Origin of the sequence: Enterobacter sp. RHBSTW-00318 (genome assembly GCF_014101375.1) — a bacterium.
GTDB classification, from domain to species: Bacteria; Pseudomonadota; Gammaproteobacteria; order Enterobacterales; family Enterobacteriaceae; genus Enterobacter; species Enterobacter ludwigii.
Map to the genome: position 1 here is coordinate 1,975,993 of NZ_JABXQH010000001.1, position 16,690 is coordinate 1,992,682.

Genomic DNA, 16,690 nt, shown 5'->3' on the forward strand with positions numbered 1-16,690 from the left:
GGCATGTACAGCTAGTATCTCATGAATCGCAGCGCAATAAAGTGCTCATCGTACAGAGTTGGATTGATTTAGACGTCTGGATGCCTTAACATCCGTTTTGTTTACGGTCATCACCCGTATCTGGCAGAAGAAAATGCCACGGCTAACTTACATACGATAAAAATAATCTAATGATTAAACTTTCCAATATCACCAAAGTGTTCCAGCAGGGGAACCGAACCATTCAGGCGCTGAACAATGTCAGCCTGCATGTTCCTGCTGGTCAAATTTATGGCGTCATTGGCGCATCGGGTGCAGGTAAAAGTACGCTGATCCGTTGTGTTAACCTGCTTGAGCGCCCAACCCAGGGTCGTGTAGAAGTTGGCGGGCAGGAACTGACCGCCCTTTCAGAGAAAGAACTGACGAAAGCACGCCGCCAGATTGGCATGATCTTCCAGCACTTTAACCTGCTGGCCTCCCGTACGGTGTTTGGCAACGTTGCCTTACCGCTGGAACTGGACAACACGCCAAAAGAAGAAGTTAAGCGTCGCGTAACCGAACTGCTGGATCTCGTCGGTCTGGGTGATAAACACGATAGCTACCCGGCAAACCTGTCCGGCGGACAAAAACAGCGTGTGGCCATTGCCCGCGCGCTGGCAAGTAACCCGAAAGTGTTGCTGTGCGATGAAGCCACCAGCGCATTAGATCCCGCCACTACGCGTTCCATTCTGGAGCTGCTGAAGGACATCAACCGTCGCCTCGGCCTGACCATTCTCCTTATTACACATGAAATGGACGTGGTGAAACGCATCTGTGATTGCGTCGCGGTAATCAGCAACGGTGAGTTGATTGAGCAAGACACGGTCAGCGAAGTGTTTTCCCATCCGAAAACCCCACTGGCACAACAGTTTATTCAGTCCACGCTGCACCTGGATATTCCGGAAGATTATCTGGAGCGTTTAAAAACAGAATCGACCGCGGACAGCGTCCCGATGCTGCGTATGGAGTTCACTGGCCAGTCCGTCGATGCACCGCTGCTGTCCGAAACCGCGCGCCGCTTTAATGTGAATAACAACATCATCAGCGCGCAAATGGATTACGCCGGTGGCGTGAAGTTCGGCATCATGCTGACGGAAATGCACGGCACACAAGCAGAAACCCAGGCGGCAATTGCCTGGCTGCAAGAACATCACGTAAAAGTAGAGGTACTGGGTTATGTCTGAGCCGATGATGTGGCTGCTGGTTCGCGGCGTTTGGGAAACGCTGGCAATGACCTTTGTATCAGGCTTCTTTGGTTTTGTGATTGGTCTGCCGGTCGGCGTGCTGTTGTATGTGACGCGCCCGGGACAAATCATTGAGAACGCGAAGCTGTATCGCACCCTGTCTGCACTGGTGAATATCTTCCGTTCTATCCCGTTCATTATTCTGCTGGTGTGGATGATTCCATTTACCCGTGTGATCGTGGGAACGTCTATCGGTTTGCAGGCAGCCATCGTTCCGCTGACCGTAGGAGCTGCGCCGTTTATCGCCCGTATGGTGGAAAACGCCCTGCTGGAAATCCCGACCGGTTTGATCGAGGCTTCCCGCGCGATGGGGGCAACGCCAATGCAGATCGTGCGTAAAGTACTGCTGCCTGAAGCGCTGCCTGGGCTGGTTAACGCGGCAACCATTACGTTGATTACTCTGGTGGGTTATTCCGCGATGGGCGGTGCCGTTGGCGCCGGCGGTTTAGGCCAGATTGGCTACCAGTACGGCTATATTGGTTATAACGCTACCGTAATGAATACCGTTCTGGTATTGCTGGTTGTGCTGGTTTACTTAATCCAGTTCTCTGGCGATCGCATCGTCCGGACTGTTACTCACAAATAACGTTACACACAACACAAACTCGACGAGTTAAGGATATAACATGGCGTTTAAATTAAAGACCTTTGCAGCGGTAGGCGCGCTGATCGGCTCTCTGGCACTGGTGGGTTGCGGTCAGGACGAAAAAGATCCAAACCACATCAAAGTGGGCGTTATCGTGGGTGCAGAACAGCAGGTTGCTGAAGTCGCGCAGAAAGTCGCGAAAGAGAAGTATGGTCTGGACGTTGAGCTGGTGACCTTTAACGATTACGTTCTGCCGAACGAAGCGCTGAGCAAAGGCGATATCGACGCCAATGCCTTCCAGCACAAACCTTACCTGGATCAGCAGATCAAGGATCGCGGCTATAAACTGGTGGGTGTGGGTAACACCTTTGTTTACCCTATTGCCGGTTACTCCAAGAAAATTAAATCTCTGGACGAACTGCAGCCAGGCTCTCAGGTTGCCGTCCCTAACGACCCAACCAACCTTGGCCGTTCCCTGCTGCTGCTGCAGAAAGTGGGCCTGATTAAACTGAAAGACGGTGTTGGCCTGCTGCCAACCGTTCTGGATGTCACCGAGAATCCGAAAAATCTGAAAATTGTTGAGCTGGAAGCCCCACAGCTGCCACGTTCTCTCGACGACGCGCAGATTGCCCTGGCCGTTATCAACACCACGTACGCCAGCCAGATTGGCCTGACGCCAGCAAAAGACGGTATCTTCGTTGAAGACAAAGATTCCCCGTATGTAAACCTGATCGTGACTCGCGAAGACAACAAAGATGCGGAAAACGTGAAGAAGTTCGTACAAGCTTATCAGTCTGACGAAGTTTACCAGGAAGCCAACAAAGTGTTTAACGGCGGCGCTGTTAAGGGCTGGTAATCTCACCTCAGTGTAATATCATCAAGACGGGCTTATGCCCGTCTTGTCATTTGTGCAGTCAACTGATTCAATATCTGACGTTTTGATTATCCATTGAGGAATTATTATGCGTGCTTTACCGATCTGTCTTTTAGCACTCATGCTGAGCGGCTGTTCTATGCTAAGCAGATCTCCTGTTGAACCTGTCCAAAGCACGGCAACCCCGCCAAAAGCAGAACCCGTAAAACCGAAAGCGCCTCGCCCTGCGCCGGTTCGCATTATTACCAAAGCTGACGAACTCGTGGGTAAACCTTTCCGTGAACTGGGTGAAGTAAGCGGCGAATCCTGTCAGGCTACCAATCAGGACTCTCCACCGAATATCCCAACAGCGCGTAAACGCATGCAGATCAACGCGGCAAAAATGAAAGCCAACGCGGTTCTGCTGCATAGCTGCGAAGTGACCAGTGGAACACCGGGTTGCTACCGTCAGGCGGTTTGCATCGGCTCGGCGCTGAACATTACGGCGAAATGAGTTCATTTCAGTTCGAACAGATAGGCGTTATTCGCTCTCCCTATAAAGAGAAGTTCGCCGTGCCACGCCAGCCAGGTCTGGTCGCCAGCGGTGGCGAGCTTCACTTGATCGCGCCCTACAATCAGGCCGATGCCGTACGCGGGCTCGAAGCATTCAGCCACTTATGGGTTGTGTTTGTGTTTCACCAGACGATGGAAGGTGGCTGGCGTCCGACCGTACGCCCTCCTCGTCTGGGAGGCAACGCCAGGATGGGCGTGTTTGCGACGCGCTCAACCTTCCGTCCAAACCCTGTCGGGATGTCGCTGGTCGAACTGAAAGGTATACGCTGTCAGAAGGATCAGGTCATACTGGAGTTAGGCAGCCTTGACCTGGTTGATGGCACGCCGGTTATCGATATCAAGCCGTATCTCCCCTTTGCCGAAGCGTTACCTGATGCCCGCGCAAGCTATGCACAGGAAGCACCGCAGGCAGATATGCCTGTTCACTTCACGGCTGAGATAACCACGCAGCTTGAGCAGCTGGAAACACGCTATCCCCGCCTTCGTGACTTTATCACCGAAGTGCTGGCACAGGACCCCCGTCCGGCCTATCGTAAAGAAGAGGACGCCGGGAAAACCTACGCCGTCTGGCTGCTGGATTTTAACGTTCGCTGGCGCGTGACCGGGGCAGGTTTTGAAGTGTTTGCCCTTGAACCCAGGTAATTTTGTCCTCCTCTCTTTTGGCATCTTTGCCACACTGGTAAACTAAACCACTTTTTTTGTCTCAGGCTGGTGTTTCAGCCTGTTCCAATCGTCGAAATGGAACCGTAACAACATGCGTACTAGCCAATATCTGCTCTCCACTCTGAAGGAGACGCCTGCCGACGCCGAAGTGATCAGCCATCAGCTGATGCTGCGCGCCGGGATGATCCGCAAGCTGGCCTCCGGGTTATATACCTGGCTGCCGACCGGCGTGCGCGTCCTGAAAAAAGTCGAAAACATCGTGCGTGAAGAGATGAACAACGCCGGTGCTATCGAGGTGTCCATGCCTGTGGTTCAGCCCGCTGACCTGTGGCAGGAGAGCGGCCGTTGGGAGCAATATGGCCCTGAGCTGCTGCGTTTCGTTGATCGTGGCGAGCGTCCATTCGTCCTCGGCCCAACGCATGAAGAAGTCATTACCGACCTGATTCGTAATGAGCTGAGCTCTTACAAACAGCTGCCGCTGAACTTCTTCCAGATCCAGACCAAGTTCCGTGATGAAGTTCGCCCACGTTTCGGCGTCATGCGCTCACGCGAATTCCTGATGAAAGATGCTTACTCTTTCCATACGTCTCAGGAATCGCTGCAAGAGACCTACGACAAAATGTACGAGGCTTACAGCAAAATCTTCTCCCGTATGGGTCTGGATTTCCGTGCTGTGCAGGCTGATACCGGTTCTATCGGCGGAAGCGCGTCTCATGAGTTCCAGGTTCTGGCTCAGAGCGGTGAAGACGATGTGATCTTCTCTGACTCTTCTGATTACGCCGCGAACATCGAGTTTGCAGAAGCGCTGGCCCCTAAAGCGCCACGTGCTGCTGCAACCGAAGAGATGACGCTGGTTGATACACCTCACGCAAAAACCATTGCCGAGCTGGTTGAGCAGTTCAACCTGCCCGTCGAAAAAACGGTAAAAACCCTGCTGGTGAAATCCACCGAAGGTAGCGCGTACCCGCTGGTTGCCCTGCTGGTGCGTGGCGATCACGAACTGAACGAAGTGAAAGCTGAGAAGCTGCCTCAGGTTGCCAGCCCGCTGACGTTCGCAACGGAAGCGGAAATCCGTGCCGTCGTGAATGCAGGTCCAGGCTCTCTGGGCCCGGTGAATATGCCGGTTCCGGTGGTTATTGACCGTACGGTAGCCGCAATGAGCGACTTCGCCGCTGGCGCTAACATCGACGGTAAACATTACTTCGGCATCAACTGGGATCGCGATGTCGCGACACCGGAAGTGGCTGATATCCGTAACGTGGTGGCAGGCGATCCAAGCCCGGACGGCCAGGGCACCCTGATGATCAAACGCGGTATCGAAGTGGGCCACATCTTCCAGCTGGGGGATAAATATTCCCGCGCGCTGAATGCCGCCGTTCAGGGGGAAGATGGCCGCAACCAGATCCTGACCATGGGTTGCTACGGTATCGGTGTGACGCGTGTGGTTGCAGCAGCCATTGAGCAAAACTACGATGAACGTGGCATCGTCTGGCCAGACAATATCGCCCCGTTCCAGGTGGCTATTCTGCCAATGAACATGCACAAGTCTTACCGTGTGCAGGAGCTGGCCGAAAAACTTTACTCCGAGCTGCGCGCTCAGGGTATCGAAGTGCTGATGGATGACCGTAAAGAGCGTCCAGGCGTGATGTTTGCCGATATGGAACTGATCGGTATCCCGCACACCGTAGTCATCGGCGACCGTAACCTCGACAGCGACGACATTGAATACAAATACCGTCGCAGTGGTGAAAAGCAGATGATCAAGACTGGCGACATTCTTGATTACCTGGTGAAAGCCATCAAAGGTTAACGTTCAACAAAAAACCCCGCTCAGGCGGGGTTTTTTAATGGGTCGATATCGGCTTATTTGCTGTTACAGTCTTTGCCCGCAACAAACTTCGCGTCTTTATCTGCCACCAGCGTTTTCACCAGCTCTCCGCTGTCCGGGTTCGGCTCCAGCGTAAAGTGACCATCTACCGTCAGCAGGACAGGCTTGCTGTCATTGCCGCGCGCAACAGCGTAATCACGCTCCAGCTGCGCATTGTTCGCCACGCTGATTTTCTTGCCGGTGGCGCAGTCGGTAAAGATCGCCGCATCCGCCATATAGAAATACATCCCACGCATTGGCATTGGCGTTGCAGGCAGGGCCGCTTTCACCGGGGCCAGCGTATAGTTGAACTGGGACTCAATCGGATTGCCTTCGCGGTCGAGCATCTCCATCCCTTCACCTTTGGCGCGGAAATAGGTTTTCTCACCGGTGGTATCCGTCAGTACCAGCTTCTCAGCCGTACGCGCCCATGTCCCGTAGGACGCAAAGGAAGATGGTTCTTTCGCCCCCTGATAACGCTGGTTCATAACCCAGGTACCGTCTTTCTGCAGGAACAGTGACGTTTCAATGCCCTCGCAGTCGGCACACGGTAAAACGCCGCGCCAGCTCTGCTGCATTGGTTTTAACTCTTCATTCTGCGCAGGCTGCACGACCTGCGTTTCAGAACGGTTGTTACACCCGAAAAGCGCAAACAGCGTACTCACTGCCAGCGCTGACAATAATGCTTTTTTCACAATGAATTCCTTATGAAATTGTGTTCCTTTTCGTCACTCCGTAGGGCGACGAACTTTACCGCGTAGTGCTTTCACTGTGGATTTTTGGGCCTTCGACGATAGCCGACGCTCTTTCGATGCGCGGGTCGGTCGCGTTGCCCGACGGCTTTTTTGCACTGTCGTTAATTCTTTAATCATCGACACCAGTCTGGCAATCGCCGCTTCGCGGTTCAACTCCTGGCTGCGGTACTCCTGCGCTTTAATCACAATCACGCCATCACTGGTGATCAGGTGATGGCTGGCAGCGAGCAGGCTTTCTTTGTAATACTCTGGCAGGCTGGAGGCCCGAATGTCAAAGCGCAAATGGATAGCCGTTGAAGCCTTGTTAACGTGCTGTCCACCCGCCCCCTGAGCACGGATGGCGGTGATCTCCAGCTCATTGTCAGGGATGCTAACGTTTCGGGACAAGACAATCATGGCGCTGGCTGCCACGCCGTCAAATGAATTTCCAGATTATTCTGAGAATCAGAAAGCCAGATAGCACCGTCCTGAATTGTGGCCTGCAGGACCATCGTCCGGCTGGCAAACTCGCTCAGCTTCGCCAGTTGATCATCGTCCAGATACCAGACGGTAAGGTTGGCAAACTGCCCGCACTTGCTCTTGCTTTGCTGCCACCAGATTTCCGCAGCACGTTGATTATACGCGAATAACGCCACGTTAGCGGACTGCGTGCAGGCCTTTTTAATGCGGCGCTCATCCGGCAGACCGAGTTCAATCCATAAATCGATACCCAGATGATCGTTGTGCAGCCAGGCCTCTGGCTCGTCCTCAGCGCTTAAGCCACGGCTAAATTGCAGACGCTCGTCAGCATACTTTATCCACGCCAGCAGGCGCAGCATCATGCGCTCCTGGGTTTCAGAGGGGTGGCGTGCCAGAGTGAGTGACGCATCCAGGAACTGGTTGCGGTCAAGATCTGCCACATTGACCACAGCTTTATAAATTGTCGCTTTCAGCGCCATGAGAGAACTCCTTTCGAATCAGGCGCACATTGTAGCGAAAAAGGAATAAAAAGGCTGTTCCCGGGTGAACATTCACCGGCTATCAAGGCGCTGATATTGCTTAAATGAGTATGGTATAGTCACCTTGCTAAACCGAGTTTATCTTCGTAGGCTTAATGATATCTCACAGTAAGTCAGTGCGCTGGCGGGAGGGGATGTGAATAATTATTGTGAGTTAATTCGCAAACGGTATGCGGAAATCGCCAGCGGAGATCTGGGGTATGTCCCGGACGCGTTGGGCTGTGTATTGAAAGTGCTTAATGAAGTGGCCTCTGATGAGGGCCTTTCAGAATCGGTCAGGGAAAAAGCAGCGTATGCTGCGGCGAATTTACTGGTGAGCGATTATGTCAATGAATGAAACTTATCAACCCATCAATTGTGATGACTATGACAACCTCGAACTCGCCTGCCAGCATCATTTAATACTGACGCTGGAGCTAAAAGATGGCGAAGTGTTGAAGGCAAAAGCCAGCGACCTGGTTTCGCGAAAGAATGTGGAATATCTGATAGTGGAAGATGCCGGGGCGACGCGTGAGCTACGTCTGGACAAAATTGCCAGTTTCAGCCACCCGCAAATCGGCACCGTTGTGGTGAGCGAATCCTGATGACACTAACGGGCAGCCCGGCTGCCCGTTACGCTTTCCACTCAAACTGCATGCCCGTTTCTGCCCACCCCTCTTGCGTAATGAATACCCCTGCTGCAGCAATCAGCGTTTCACCGTAGAAAAGTAGCGGCGTGGTATCGCGTCGCCAGGGCGGCACATTGCTCTCCTGCCAGATTTTCTTCAACTTCCGCCCTCCGTTGCGCCCGACAATATGCAGCAGTCCGCCCGCCTTAAAGCGCACGGTGACCGGCTCCCCGGGTTCAGGCAGACGCACATGGCCGGTTGGCACCAGAGACACTCGACCGGCATCACAGGGCAACAGCAGCGGTTCCGCAAGCGACGGCCAGTCGAGCACCCTGTCGGCGAGCGAGGGGGATGATTTAACCCACCAGAGCGCCCCTTTATAGCGTCTGACGTCGAAACCGTTCAGGTGTACACACGGCGTAGCATCTTCCCGTGCCAGGGCGACTTCAGCCCAGAGACGAGCCAGCATTGCCCGCGACGGCATAGCGGCACCGTGCGAGGCCAGCCAGCGTCGTAACAATGCGGACCGACGCGCCGGGCTCATCGCTTCCAGCGGTGCGATGGTAAGCGATCCCTGTGCGGTAATCAGTTCCGCCAGCTCTTCGCTCAGCAGCTCATCCAGCAGACTCTCCTGTTCAGCGCACAGCATGGCGCTGCGTGCTGCCGCTTCTGCAAAGTGCGGCCAGCGCTCGCTCAGAAGCGGTACGACACGCAGACGCAGGAAGTTACGGTCATAGCGGTCATCCTGGTTGCTTTCATCTTCAATCCAGCTCAGCCCGTGTTCCCGTGCCCACGTTTCCAGCGAGGCTCGCGTCTCGCCAAGCAGTGGGCGAAGGAGGTGCGATCCGGCGAAATCAGTCCGTTCTGGCATCGCGGATAATCCCGCCGGGCCGCTTCCTCGTTTGAGGGCCAGTAATAACGTCTCGCACTGGTCATCGAGATGCTGCGCCGTGACCAGCGCTTCGTCAGGCTGTAATTCAGCGGCAAAAGCGGCATAGCGTGCTTTACGCGCCTGCGCCTCAATGCCCAGCCCCTCATCCTGGAGATGTACACGTTCAACTGCCAGCGGGATCGCCCATGCCGCACACACCGCCTCGCAGTGTGCCACCCACGCATCCGCGTGCGGGCTTAACCCGTGATGAATGTGCATCGCCCGAAGCTGAATATCAGGCTCGTTGTCACGCCAGAGTTTGAGACGGTGGAGCAGAACGGTGGAATCCAGGCCACCGCTAAACCCCACCAGCAGCTGGCGGTACGGTGAAACGGCTTGAGCAATCGCGGGTAGGGTCATAGAAAATCACACATAAAAATGCCCGAACTGAGCGGGCATTATCACACAGGGTGGAAATTACTGCTGGTAAAGCTCCAGCGGAAGGCCATCCGGATCGTTGAAAAAGGTAAAACGCTTGTCGGTGAACGGGTCGATACGAATCGCTTCGCACTTCACGCCGTGGGTCTCCAGATGTTTTACGGCGCGATCAATGTCGTCGACGCTAAAGGCAAGGTGGCGCAGGCCGCAAGCTTCCGGGCGGGACGGACGTGCTGGCGGAAAAGGAAAAGAGAACAGCTCAATCACATATTGCCCGTTTAAAGCGAGATCGCCTTTCCAGGAGTCACGCTCCTCACGGTAAGCCTCGCTTAACAACGTAAAGCCCAGAATATCGCAGTAGAAGGCCTTACTTTTTGCATAATCGGTGGCAATGATCGCAATATGGTGAACCTGTTTTAAACCCAGCATAGCTTCTCCTTTTTATGATGCCTGAACGTTACAACCGACAACCCGGGCCTGGCAAGCTGTCGCCCTTATTTTAGGACTCGCACCCAGTAACCCCCTTGCTCATCGCGCTTCGCCCCGTGAATATCAGTCTCAAAGCCCGGATAGTGGCGCCCCACTGAGCAGAGCATCAGCAGAAAATCGAGCACCGCCCGACTCTCTTCGGTGATCATCTCCCCCGGCATCAACAACGGTACGCCCGGCGGATAAGGCAGGATCATGTTAGCCGACACGCGCCCGACCAGATTTTCCAGCTCAACGGTTTCAACCTCCCCTTTCACCTGACGTTGCCAGGCCTTGTGTGGGGTCAACTTCATCTCCGGCAGCACGTCAAACGCCTGCAGCATCAGGCGCGGCAGATCGTGCTGACGGATCAGCCGATGGATCCCCTGGGCCAGATCCTGAATGCGCATATTGCGGTAGAAGTCAGGATCTTCAGCATAAAGATCCGGCAGCATATTTTTCACCCGCAGGTTGAGATCGTAAGCGCGCTTAAACTCCATCAGTCCGCGCAATAAGCCCATCGCACGGGTTTTATCAATCCCAATACTGAACAGGAACAAGAGGTTATAAGGGCCGGTTTTCTCCACCACTACGCCACGTTCATCAAGGAATTTTGCCACCAGAGCAGCAGGAATGCCTTCGTCACTCATCGTGCCCTGTTCGTCCATCCCCGGCGTCAGGATCGTTACCTTCACCGGGTCGAGGAACATATGGTCGGCGTCGGCATCGCGAAAACCGTGCCAGCTCTCGCCGGGTGAGACAGGCCAGCACTCGGCCTCATCAATCTCTTCGGGTTGCCAGATATCGAAGAACCAGCCGTCCGCTTCATCTTTAAGGCGCTGGACTTCTTTACGGAAATGCAGCGCCCGCTCTACAGACCGATTGATCAGACGCTTGCCCGGATTCCCGCGCAGCATTGCCGCCGCCGTTTCAATAGAGGCCACCAGCGGATAGCTTGGCGAGGTGGTGGTGTGCATCATAAAGGCTTCGTTAAACGTCTCTTCGTCGTACTCGCCTTTGATGTGAATAAGCGAGGCCTGAGAAAACGCGGCCAGCATTTTGTGCGTCGACTGCGTTTCGAAAAATACTTTGCCCGGCACGCGCTCACCGCTCATGCCGCTTTTTCCCGCGTAAATCGGATGAAAGTTGGTGTATGGCACCCACGCGGAGTCAAAGTGGATCGACGGCACATCCAGCGTCTGCTTAATCCAGTTGGTGTTATAGAGCAGACCGTCATAGGTGGAGTTAGTGATGACCGCATGGATCGGCCAGCTTGCCCCCGGGATCGCCGCGACCTTATGTTCAATCGCGGCGTGGCTAAATTCACGACGCGGGATCCCGCCGAGGATCCCAAGCGCGTTTCGCGTCGGGGAGAGCCATAACGGCACGACATCGCTCATCATCAGCAGATGAGCCAGCGACTTGTGGCAGTTACGGTCAATCAGCAAGGTGCTACCGGCGGGTGCGGCGTACATTCCGACGATTTTATTTGATGTCGAGGTGCCGTTGGTCACCATATAACTCTGCTCGGCCCCAAAAGTCCGGGCAATATATTCTTCAGCTTCCAGGTGCGGTCCGGTGTGATCGAGCAGCGATCCGAGTTCAGTGACGGAAATCGACACGTCCGCTTTGAGCGTGTTGCCCCCGAAGAAATCATAGAACAAACAACCCACCGGGCTTTTTTGATAGGCCGTCCCTGCCATATGGCCAGGCGTGCAGAAGGTGTATTTGCCTTCTTTGACGTAAGTGAACAGCGCGCGGGTAAACGGTGGCGTGATGTTATCGAGATATTCACCGGTGTACTGTTGAATACGGGTCGCAATATCTTCCGCGACACCGAGTGAGTATTCAAAGAACCACAGCGCCATTCGCATATCATGAGCGCTCACGTCCATTGTCGAGTGGGTATTAATAAAAGCGTACAGCGGGAGATATTCGTTCAGCTTATTGATATCGCTGCACAACTCCATGTCGTACTCGTCCCAGTCGAAGATCACGCCACAGATGCGAGGGTTGTGCTCGATAAATTTCAGCAGGTCGGCGCTATTGTGCGGCCAAATCAGCTGGTACCCGCGGGACTGAAGGGCGTGCTCCAGCTCCTTAATGGGCTCGTCTTTATAAAAGACGCCGTGCGGCCCCATAATGGCGATGATGTTCACGGTTTACCTCCTTGAAAAACATTAGCTAAGCATAGTTAAGGTAAACGGCAGGCATAAAAAAAGCCGCAACAATGTGCGGCTTTTAGGATAATTGTGAAGCTTACGCGTAACCGTAGGTCATCAGACGCTGGTAACGACGGTTGAGCAGATCTTCTGTGCTCAGGACATCCAGGTCCGCCAGGTCTGCCAGCAGCTGCGCTTTCAGGGAAGCCGCCATCACTTCCGGCTTACGATGCGCGCCGCCCAGAGGTTCAGGGATCACGGAGTCGATCAGCTTCAGCTCTTTCAGACGTGGGGCAATGATGCCCATCGCTTCTGCAGCCAGAGGCGCTTTATCGGCGCTCTTCCACAGAATAGAGGCACAACCTTCCGGGGAGATAACGGAATAGGTGCTGTACTGCAGCATATTCACTTTATCGCCCACGCCAATCGCCAGCGCACCACCGGAACCCCCTTCACCGATAACGGTACAGATGACCGGCACCTTCAGGCGAGACATCTCGCGAAGGTTACGCGCGATGGCTTCTGACTGGCCACGCTCTTCCGCGCCCACGCCAGGATACGCACCCGGGGTGTCGATGAAGGTGATGATTGGCATCTTGAAACGCTCAGCCATCTCCATCAGACGCAGGGCTTTACGATAGCCTTCTGGTGCCGGCATACCAAAGTTACGACGAATTTTCTCTTTGGTTTCACGGCCTTTCTGATGACCAATGATCATCACCGGGCGCCCGTCCAGACGTGCGATGCCACCGACGATAGCTTTGTCGTCAGCGTAAGCGCGATCGCCTGCCAGTTCGTCAAATTCGTCAAACGCCAGGCGGACATAATCCAGGGTGTACGGACGCTGTGGATGACGCGCCAGCTGGGCGATCTGCCATGCGCCGAGATCGGCAAAGATTTTGCGCGTCAGTTCTACGCTTTTCTCACGCAGACGATGCACTTCTTCATCGATGTTAATATCCAGTTTTTCATCCTGACGGCTTACCGCTGTCAGAGAATCGATTTTCGCTTCCAGCTCAGCAATCGGCTGTTCGAAATCAAGGAAATTCAGACTCATAGTATTCCTGTATTAGTCAAACTCCAGTTCCACCTGCTCCGAACCAATGAGGCCACGGAGATCGTTAAGTAAACGATCGCTCGGAGAGACACGCCACGTTGCACCAAAGCGCAACCGCGCACGTGCATCCGCCCTCTGATAGTAGAGATGTACTGGAATTGTCCCCGAGCGGTGGGGTTCCAGAGACTGACGGAGTCGGTTTAAAAGCTGGTCATCAATTTGCCTGTCCGTCAGCGAGATAGCAAGCCCGCGAGCATATTTTTCCCGGGCTTCGTCAATGTCCATCACTTCGCGGGCGGTCATTTTAAGCCCCCCACTGAAGTCATCAAAGCTGACCTGTCCGCTGACGATAAGTATGCGGTCTTTTTCCAGCAAATGCTGGTATTTATCCAGCGCGTCGGTGAACAACATCACCTCCAGACGCCCGGAACGGTCATCCAACGTACAGATGCCGATACGATTGCCGCGCTTGGTGACCATAACCCTTGCAGCAATCACGAGCCCCGCAGCCGTGGTGATTTTACCACGTTCTGTCGGATGCATGTCTTTCAGCCTATAGCCTCCGACATAGCGCTCAATTTCTTTGATGTACTGGGTGATGGGGTGCCCCGTCAGGTATAAGCCTAACGTTTCACGCTCTCCATCCAGCACCACCTGTTCTGGCCACGGCTGGCAGCTGGCATAAGACTGCTCTATCTGCTCTGGCTCTTCCGCCAGTACGCCAAACATATCCGCCTGACCGATCGCTTCCGCTTTGGCGTGCTGATCCGCCGCTTTCAGCGCATCGCCGAGAGAGTTCATCAGCGCGGCACGATGCGGCCCCAGCCTGTCGAACGCGCCGGACATGATCAGTTTTTCGAGCACGCGGCGGTTCAGTTTTTTGGTGTCCGTACGGGCGCAAAGATCGAACAACTCGCGGAAATAACCGCCGTTGTTACGCGCTTCGAGGATCGCCTCAATCGGGCCTTCCCCCACGCCTTTGATCGCGCCAATCCCGTAAACAATCTCCCCGTGCTCGTTGACGTGGAAATGATAGAGACCGGAGTTGATATCCGGCGGCAGGATCTTAAGCCCCATGCGCCAGCACTCATCGACCAAGCCAACCACCTTCTCGGTGTTGTCCATATCGGCAGTCATAACCGCCGCCATAAATTCAGCAGGATAGTGCGCTTTCAGCCACAGCGTCTGGTAAGAGACCAAAGCATAGGCAGCAGAGTGAGATTTGTTAAATCCGTACCCGGCGAATTTCTCTACCAGGTCAAAGATTTTGATCGCCAGCTCGCCATCAATACCGTTTTTTCTTGCGCCTTCTTCGAAAGTGCCGCGCTGCTTGGCCATCTCTTCCGGCTTTTTCTTACCCATCGCACGACGCAGCATGTCCGCGCCGCCAAGGGTGTAGCCAGAGAGCACCTGGGCAATCTGCATAACCTGTTCCTGGTACAGGATAATGCCGTAGGTTGGCTCCAGAACGGGCTTCAGGCACTCGTGCTGCCACTGCACATCCGGATAGGAAATCTCTTCACGCCCGTGCTTACGGTCGATAAAGTTATCTACCATCCCTGACTGTAGCGGACCCGGTCGGAACAGGGCCACCAGTGCGATCATATCTTCGAAGCAGTCAGGCTGCAGGCGCTTAATCAAATCTTTCATGCCGCGGGATTCAAGCTGGAAGACGGCGGTGGTCTCCGAGCGCTGCAGCATGTCGAAACTTTTCTTATCATCAAGCGGAATGGCCGCGATATCCAGCGGCGGCTCGCCGTTCTTCTCGCGACGGGCGTTGATCATCTCCAGCGCCCAGTTGATGATGGTGAGCGTACGCAGACCGAGGAAGTCAAACTTCACCAGCCCGGCGTATTCGACGTCGTTCTTGTCAAACTGGGTGACCGGATGCTGGCCCGCTTCATCGCAGTATAGCGGCGCAAAATCGGTGATTTTGGTCGGCGCGATAACTACCCCACCCGCATGCTTACCGGCGTTACGCGTGACGCCTTCCAGCTTGCGGGCCATGTCGATCAGCGCTTTAACTTCTTCATCGGCTTCGTAGATTTCTGGCAGCTGTGGTTCAGCTTCAAACGCTTTTGCCAGCGTCATACCTGGGTCAGGTGGCACCAGTTTAGAGATACGATCGACAAAACCGTACGGATGCCCCAGTACACGGCCAACGTCGCGAATAACCGCTTTCGCTGCCATCGTACCGAAGGTAATAATCTGCGATACCGCGTCGCGGCCGTACATGTCCGCCACGTGTTCAATAACCTGGTCGCGTTTCTCCATGCAGAAGTCGACGTCAAAGTCGGGCATCGAGACACGTTCCGGGTTAAGGAAACGTTCGAACAGCAGGTCAAATTCCAGCGGGTCGAGGTCGGTAATTTTGAGTGCATAGGCCACCAGCGAGCCCGCACCGGAGCCACGCCCCGGTCCAACCGGTACGCCGTTATCCTTCGACCACTGGATAAACTCCATAACGATCAGGAAGTAGCCCGGGAAACCCATCTGGTTGATCACCTGGAGTTCAATATCCAGGCGCTCGTCATATTCTGGTCGACGTTTTTTACGCTCGTCTTCATCCGGGAAGAGGAATTCCAGACGCTCTTCGAGGCCTTCTTTCGACTTCATGACCAGGAAGTCTTCCGTGGTCATGTCCCCGGTCGGGAACTGCGGCAGGAAGTATTCGCCAAGGCGCACGGTGACGTTACAGCGTTTGGCTATCTCAACGCTGTTCTCCAGCGCTTCCGGGATATCGGAGAAGAGTTCGCACATCTCCTCTTCATTGCGCATGTACTGCTGAGTCGAGTAGTTGCGCGGACGTTTCGGATCGTCAAGCGTGAAGCCATCATGGATCGCGACGCGAATCTCATGCGCGTCAAAATCGCCAGGCTCAAGGAAACGCACGTCATTGGTTGCCACCACGGGCAGGCCGCGTTCTTCAGCCAGCGCAACCGCGGCGTGCAGGTAACTCTCTTCGTCCTGCCGACCGGTGCGGATCAGCTCAAGGTAGTAACGATCCGGGAAATGTTCTTCATAGAACGACACGCACTGATCCACCAGCGCACTGTTGCCACGCAGCAGACATTTGCCGACATCACCCATACGGCCGCCGGAGATCAGCAGCAGCCCGTCGTTCAGCTCAGCCAGCCAGTCCCGGTCAATCCACGGCCCCAGTGCGCCATAGCCGCGCTGATAGGCTTTGGAGATAAGCAGAGTAAGGTTTTGATACCCTACGTTATTCATCGCTAACACGGAGATTTGCGTCAATTCATCGCCGATAAGATCGCTTTGGACGTGAAAATCCGCGCCAACGATGGGTTTCATCCCCGCGCCATGTGCCGCTCCGTAGAACTTCACCAGGCCACACAGGTTGGTAAAATCGGTGATCGCCAGCGCAGGCATGCCAAGCGAGGCCGCCTTTTTTACCAGCGGCCCGGTCTTCGCCAGCCCATCGATCATGGAGTAGTCGCTATGCACCCGCAGGTGTACGAAACGTGGTTCAGCCATCTTCAGATTCCGCGTTACTTAATTGCTTGCGTAT

16 protein-coding genes are annotated in these 16,690 nt (G+C 54.6%); 8 read left to right on the forward strand and 8 right to left on the reverse strand.

Annotated elements, in window-relative coordinates; translation table 11 throughout:
* The first annotated feature begins 170 nt into the window (after positions 1 to 170).
* The 6 genes from metN (at position 171) to proS (ending at position 5,747) form a co-directional block, all read left to right on the forward strand.
* Entirely contained in the window at positions 171 to 1,202 is a 1,032-nt protein-coding gene (metN, locus tag HV157_RS09980; protein WP_014168731.1) for a methionine ABC transporter ATP-binding protein MetN, read from the forward strand.
* Positions 1,195 to 1,848, forward strand: coding sequence for a methionine ABC transporter permease MetI (locus tag HV157_RS09985; protein ID WP_014168730.1), 654 nt, complete (start codon positions 1,195 to 1,197; stop codon positions 1,846 to 1,848). The genes metN and HV157_RS09985 overlap by 8 nt, the downstream gene beginning before the upstream one ends.
* Before the next feature lie 40 nt (positions 1,849 to 1,888).
* Entirely contained in the window at positions 1,889 to 2,704 is an 816-nt protein-coding gene (gene metQ / locus HV157_RS09990; protein ID WP_014168729.1) for a methionine ABC transporter substrate-binding lipoprotein MetQ, read from the forward strand.
* Positions 2,705 to 2,810: 106 nt separating this feature from the next.
* Positions 2,811 to 3,215: an Rcs stress response system protein RcsF gene (rcsF, locus tag HV157_RS09995; RefSeq protein WP_014168727.1), complete on the forward strand. Its 405-nt coding sequence runs from the start codon at positions 2,811 to 2,813 to the stop codon at positions 3,213 to 3,215.
* Positions 3,212 to 3,916, forward strand: coding sequence for a tRNA (N6-threonylcarbamoyladenosine(37)-N6)-methyltransferase TrmO (gene tsaA / locus HV157_RS10000; RefSeq protein WP_182268220.1), 705 nt, complete (start codon positions 3,212 to 3,214; stop codon positions 3,914 to 3,916). The genes rcsF and tsaA overlap by 4 nt, the downstream gene beginning before the upstream one ends.
* Before the next feature lie 112 nt (positions 3,917 to 4,028).
* The gene (gene proS / locus HV157_RS10005; RefSeq protein ID WP_014168725.1) at positions 4,029 to 5,747 is read left to right on the forward strand and encodes a proline--tRNA ligase; all 1,719 of its coding nucleotides are present in this window, start codon (positions 4,029 to 4,031) and stop codon (positions 5,745 to 5,747) included.
* Between the two features lie 53 nt (positions 5,748 to 5,800).
* Here proS and nlpE read toward each other — a convergent pair whose 3' ends face one another.
* From nlpE to HV157_RS10020, 3 genes are read right to left on the reverse strand one after another with little or no spacing between them, the layout of a single operon-like run.
* Entirely contained in the window at positions 5,801 to 6,499 is a 699-nt protein-coding gene (nlpE, locus tag HV157_RS10010) for an envelope stress response activation lipoprotein NlpE (protein ID WP_014168724.1), read from the reverse strand.
* Positions 6,500 to 6,532: 33 nt separating this feature from the next.
* The gene (gene arfB / locus HV157_RS10015; RefSeq protein WP_050737481.1) at positions 6,533 to 6,955 is read right to left on the reverse strand and encodes an alternative ribosome rescue aminoacyl-tRNA hydrolase ArfB; all 423 of its coding nucleotides are present in this window, start codon (positions 6,953 to 6,955) and stop codon (positions 6,533 to 6,535) included.
* Positions 6,952 to 7,497, reverse strand: a complete 546-nt coding sequence (locus HV157_RS10020) for a YaeQ family protein (protein WP_047955068.1) — start codon at positions 7,495 to 7,497, stop codon at positions 6,952 to 6,954. Before HV157_RS10020 ends, arfB begins: the two co-directional genes overlap by 4 nt.
* 196 nt (positions 7,498 to 7,693) lie before the next feature.
* Between HV157_RS10020 and HV157_RS10025 the strand changes: the two genes are divergently transcribed.
* A complete protein-coding gene (locus HV157_RS10025; protein WP_014168721.1) occupies positions 7,694 to 7,894 on the forward strand; it encodes a YaeP family protein in 201 nt (66 codons plus the stop codon).
* Entirely contained in the window at positions 7,881 to 8,141 is a 261-nt protein-coding gene (rof, locus tag HV157_RS10030; protein ID WP_014168720.1) for a Rho-binding antiterminator, read from the forward strand. Before HV157_RS10025 ends, rof begins: the two co-directional genes overlap by 14 nt.
* A 28-nt stretch (positions 8,142 to 8,169) precedes the next feature.
* On the opposite strand, the gene tilS is transcribed toward rof, so the two are convergent.
* From tilS to dnaE, 5 genes are all read right to left on the reverse strand, one after another.
* A complete protein-coding gene (gene tilS / locus HV157_RS10035) occupies positions 8,170 to 9,456 on the reverse strand; it encodes a tRNA lysidine(34) synthetase TilS (protein WP_182268219.1) in 1,287 nt (428 codons plus the stop codon).
* Positions 9,457 to 9,513: 57 nt separating this feature from the next.
* Positions 9,514 to 9,903 carry a VOC family protein gene (locus HV157_RS10040; protein WP_014168718.1) on the reverse strand — a complete coding sequence of 130 codons (390 nt, stop codon included), beginning with the start codon at positions 9,901 to 9,903 and terminating at the stop codon, positions 9,514 to 9,516.
* A 65-nt stretch (positions 9,904 to 9,968) separates the two neighbouring features.
* Positions 9,969 to 12,101, reverse strand: coding sequence for a lysine decarboxylase LdcC (locus tag HV157_RS10045; RefSeq protein WP_182268218.1), 2,133 nt, complete (start codon positions 12,099 to 12,101; stop codon positions 9,969 to 9,971).
* 100 nt (positions 12,102 to 12,201) lie between these two features.
* The gene (accA, locus tag HV157_RS10050; RefSeq protein ID WP_014168716.1) at positions 12,202 to 13,161 is read right to left on the reverse strand and encodes an acetyl-CoA carboxylase carboxyl transferase subunit alpha; all 960 of its coding nucleotides are present in this window, start codon (positions 13,159 to 13,161) and stop codon (positions 12,202 to 12,204) included.
* A gap of 12 nt (positions 13,162 to 13,173) precedes the next feature.
* The gene (dnaE, locus tag HV157_RS10055; protein WP_047955065.1) at positions 13,174 to 16,656 is read right to left on the reverse strand and encodes a DNA polymerase III subunit alpha; all 3,483 of its coding nucleotides are present in this window, start codon (positions 16,654 to 16,656) and stop codon (positions 13,174 to 13,176) included.
* Positions 16,657 to 16,690 lie beyond the last annotated feature (34 nt).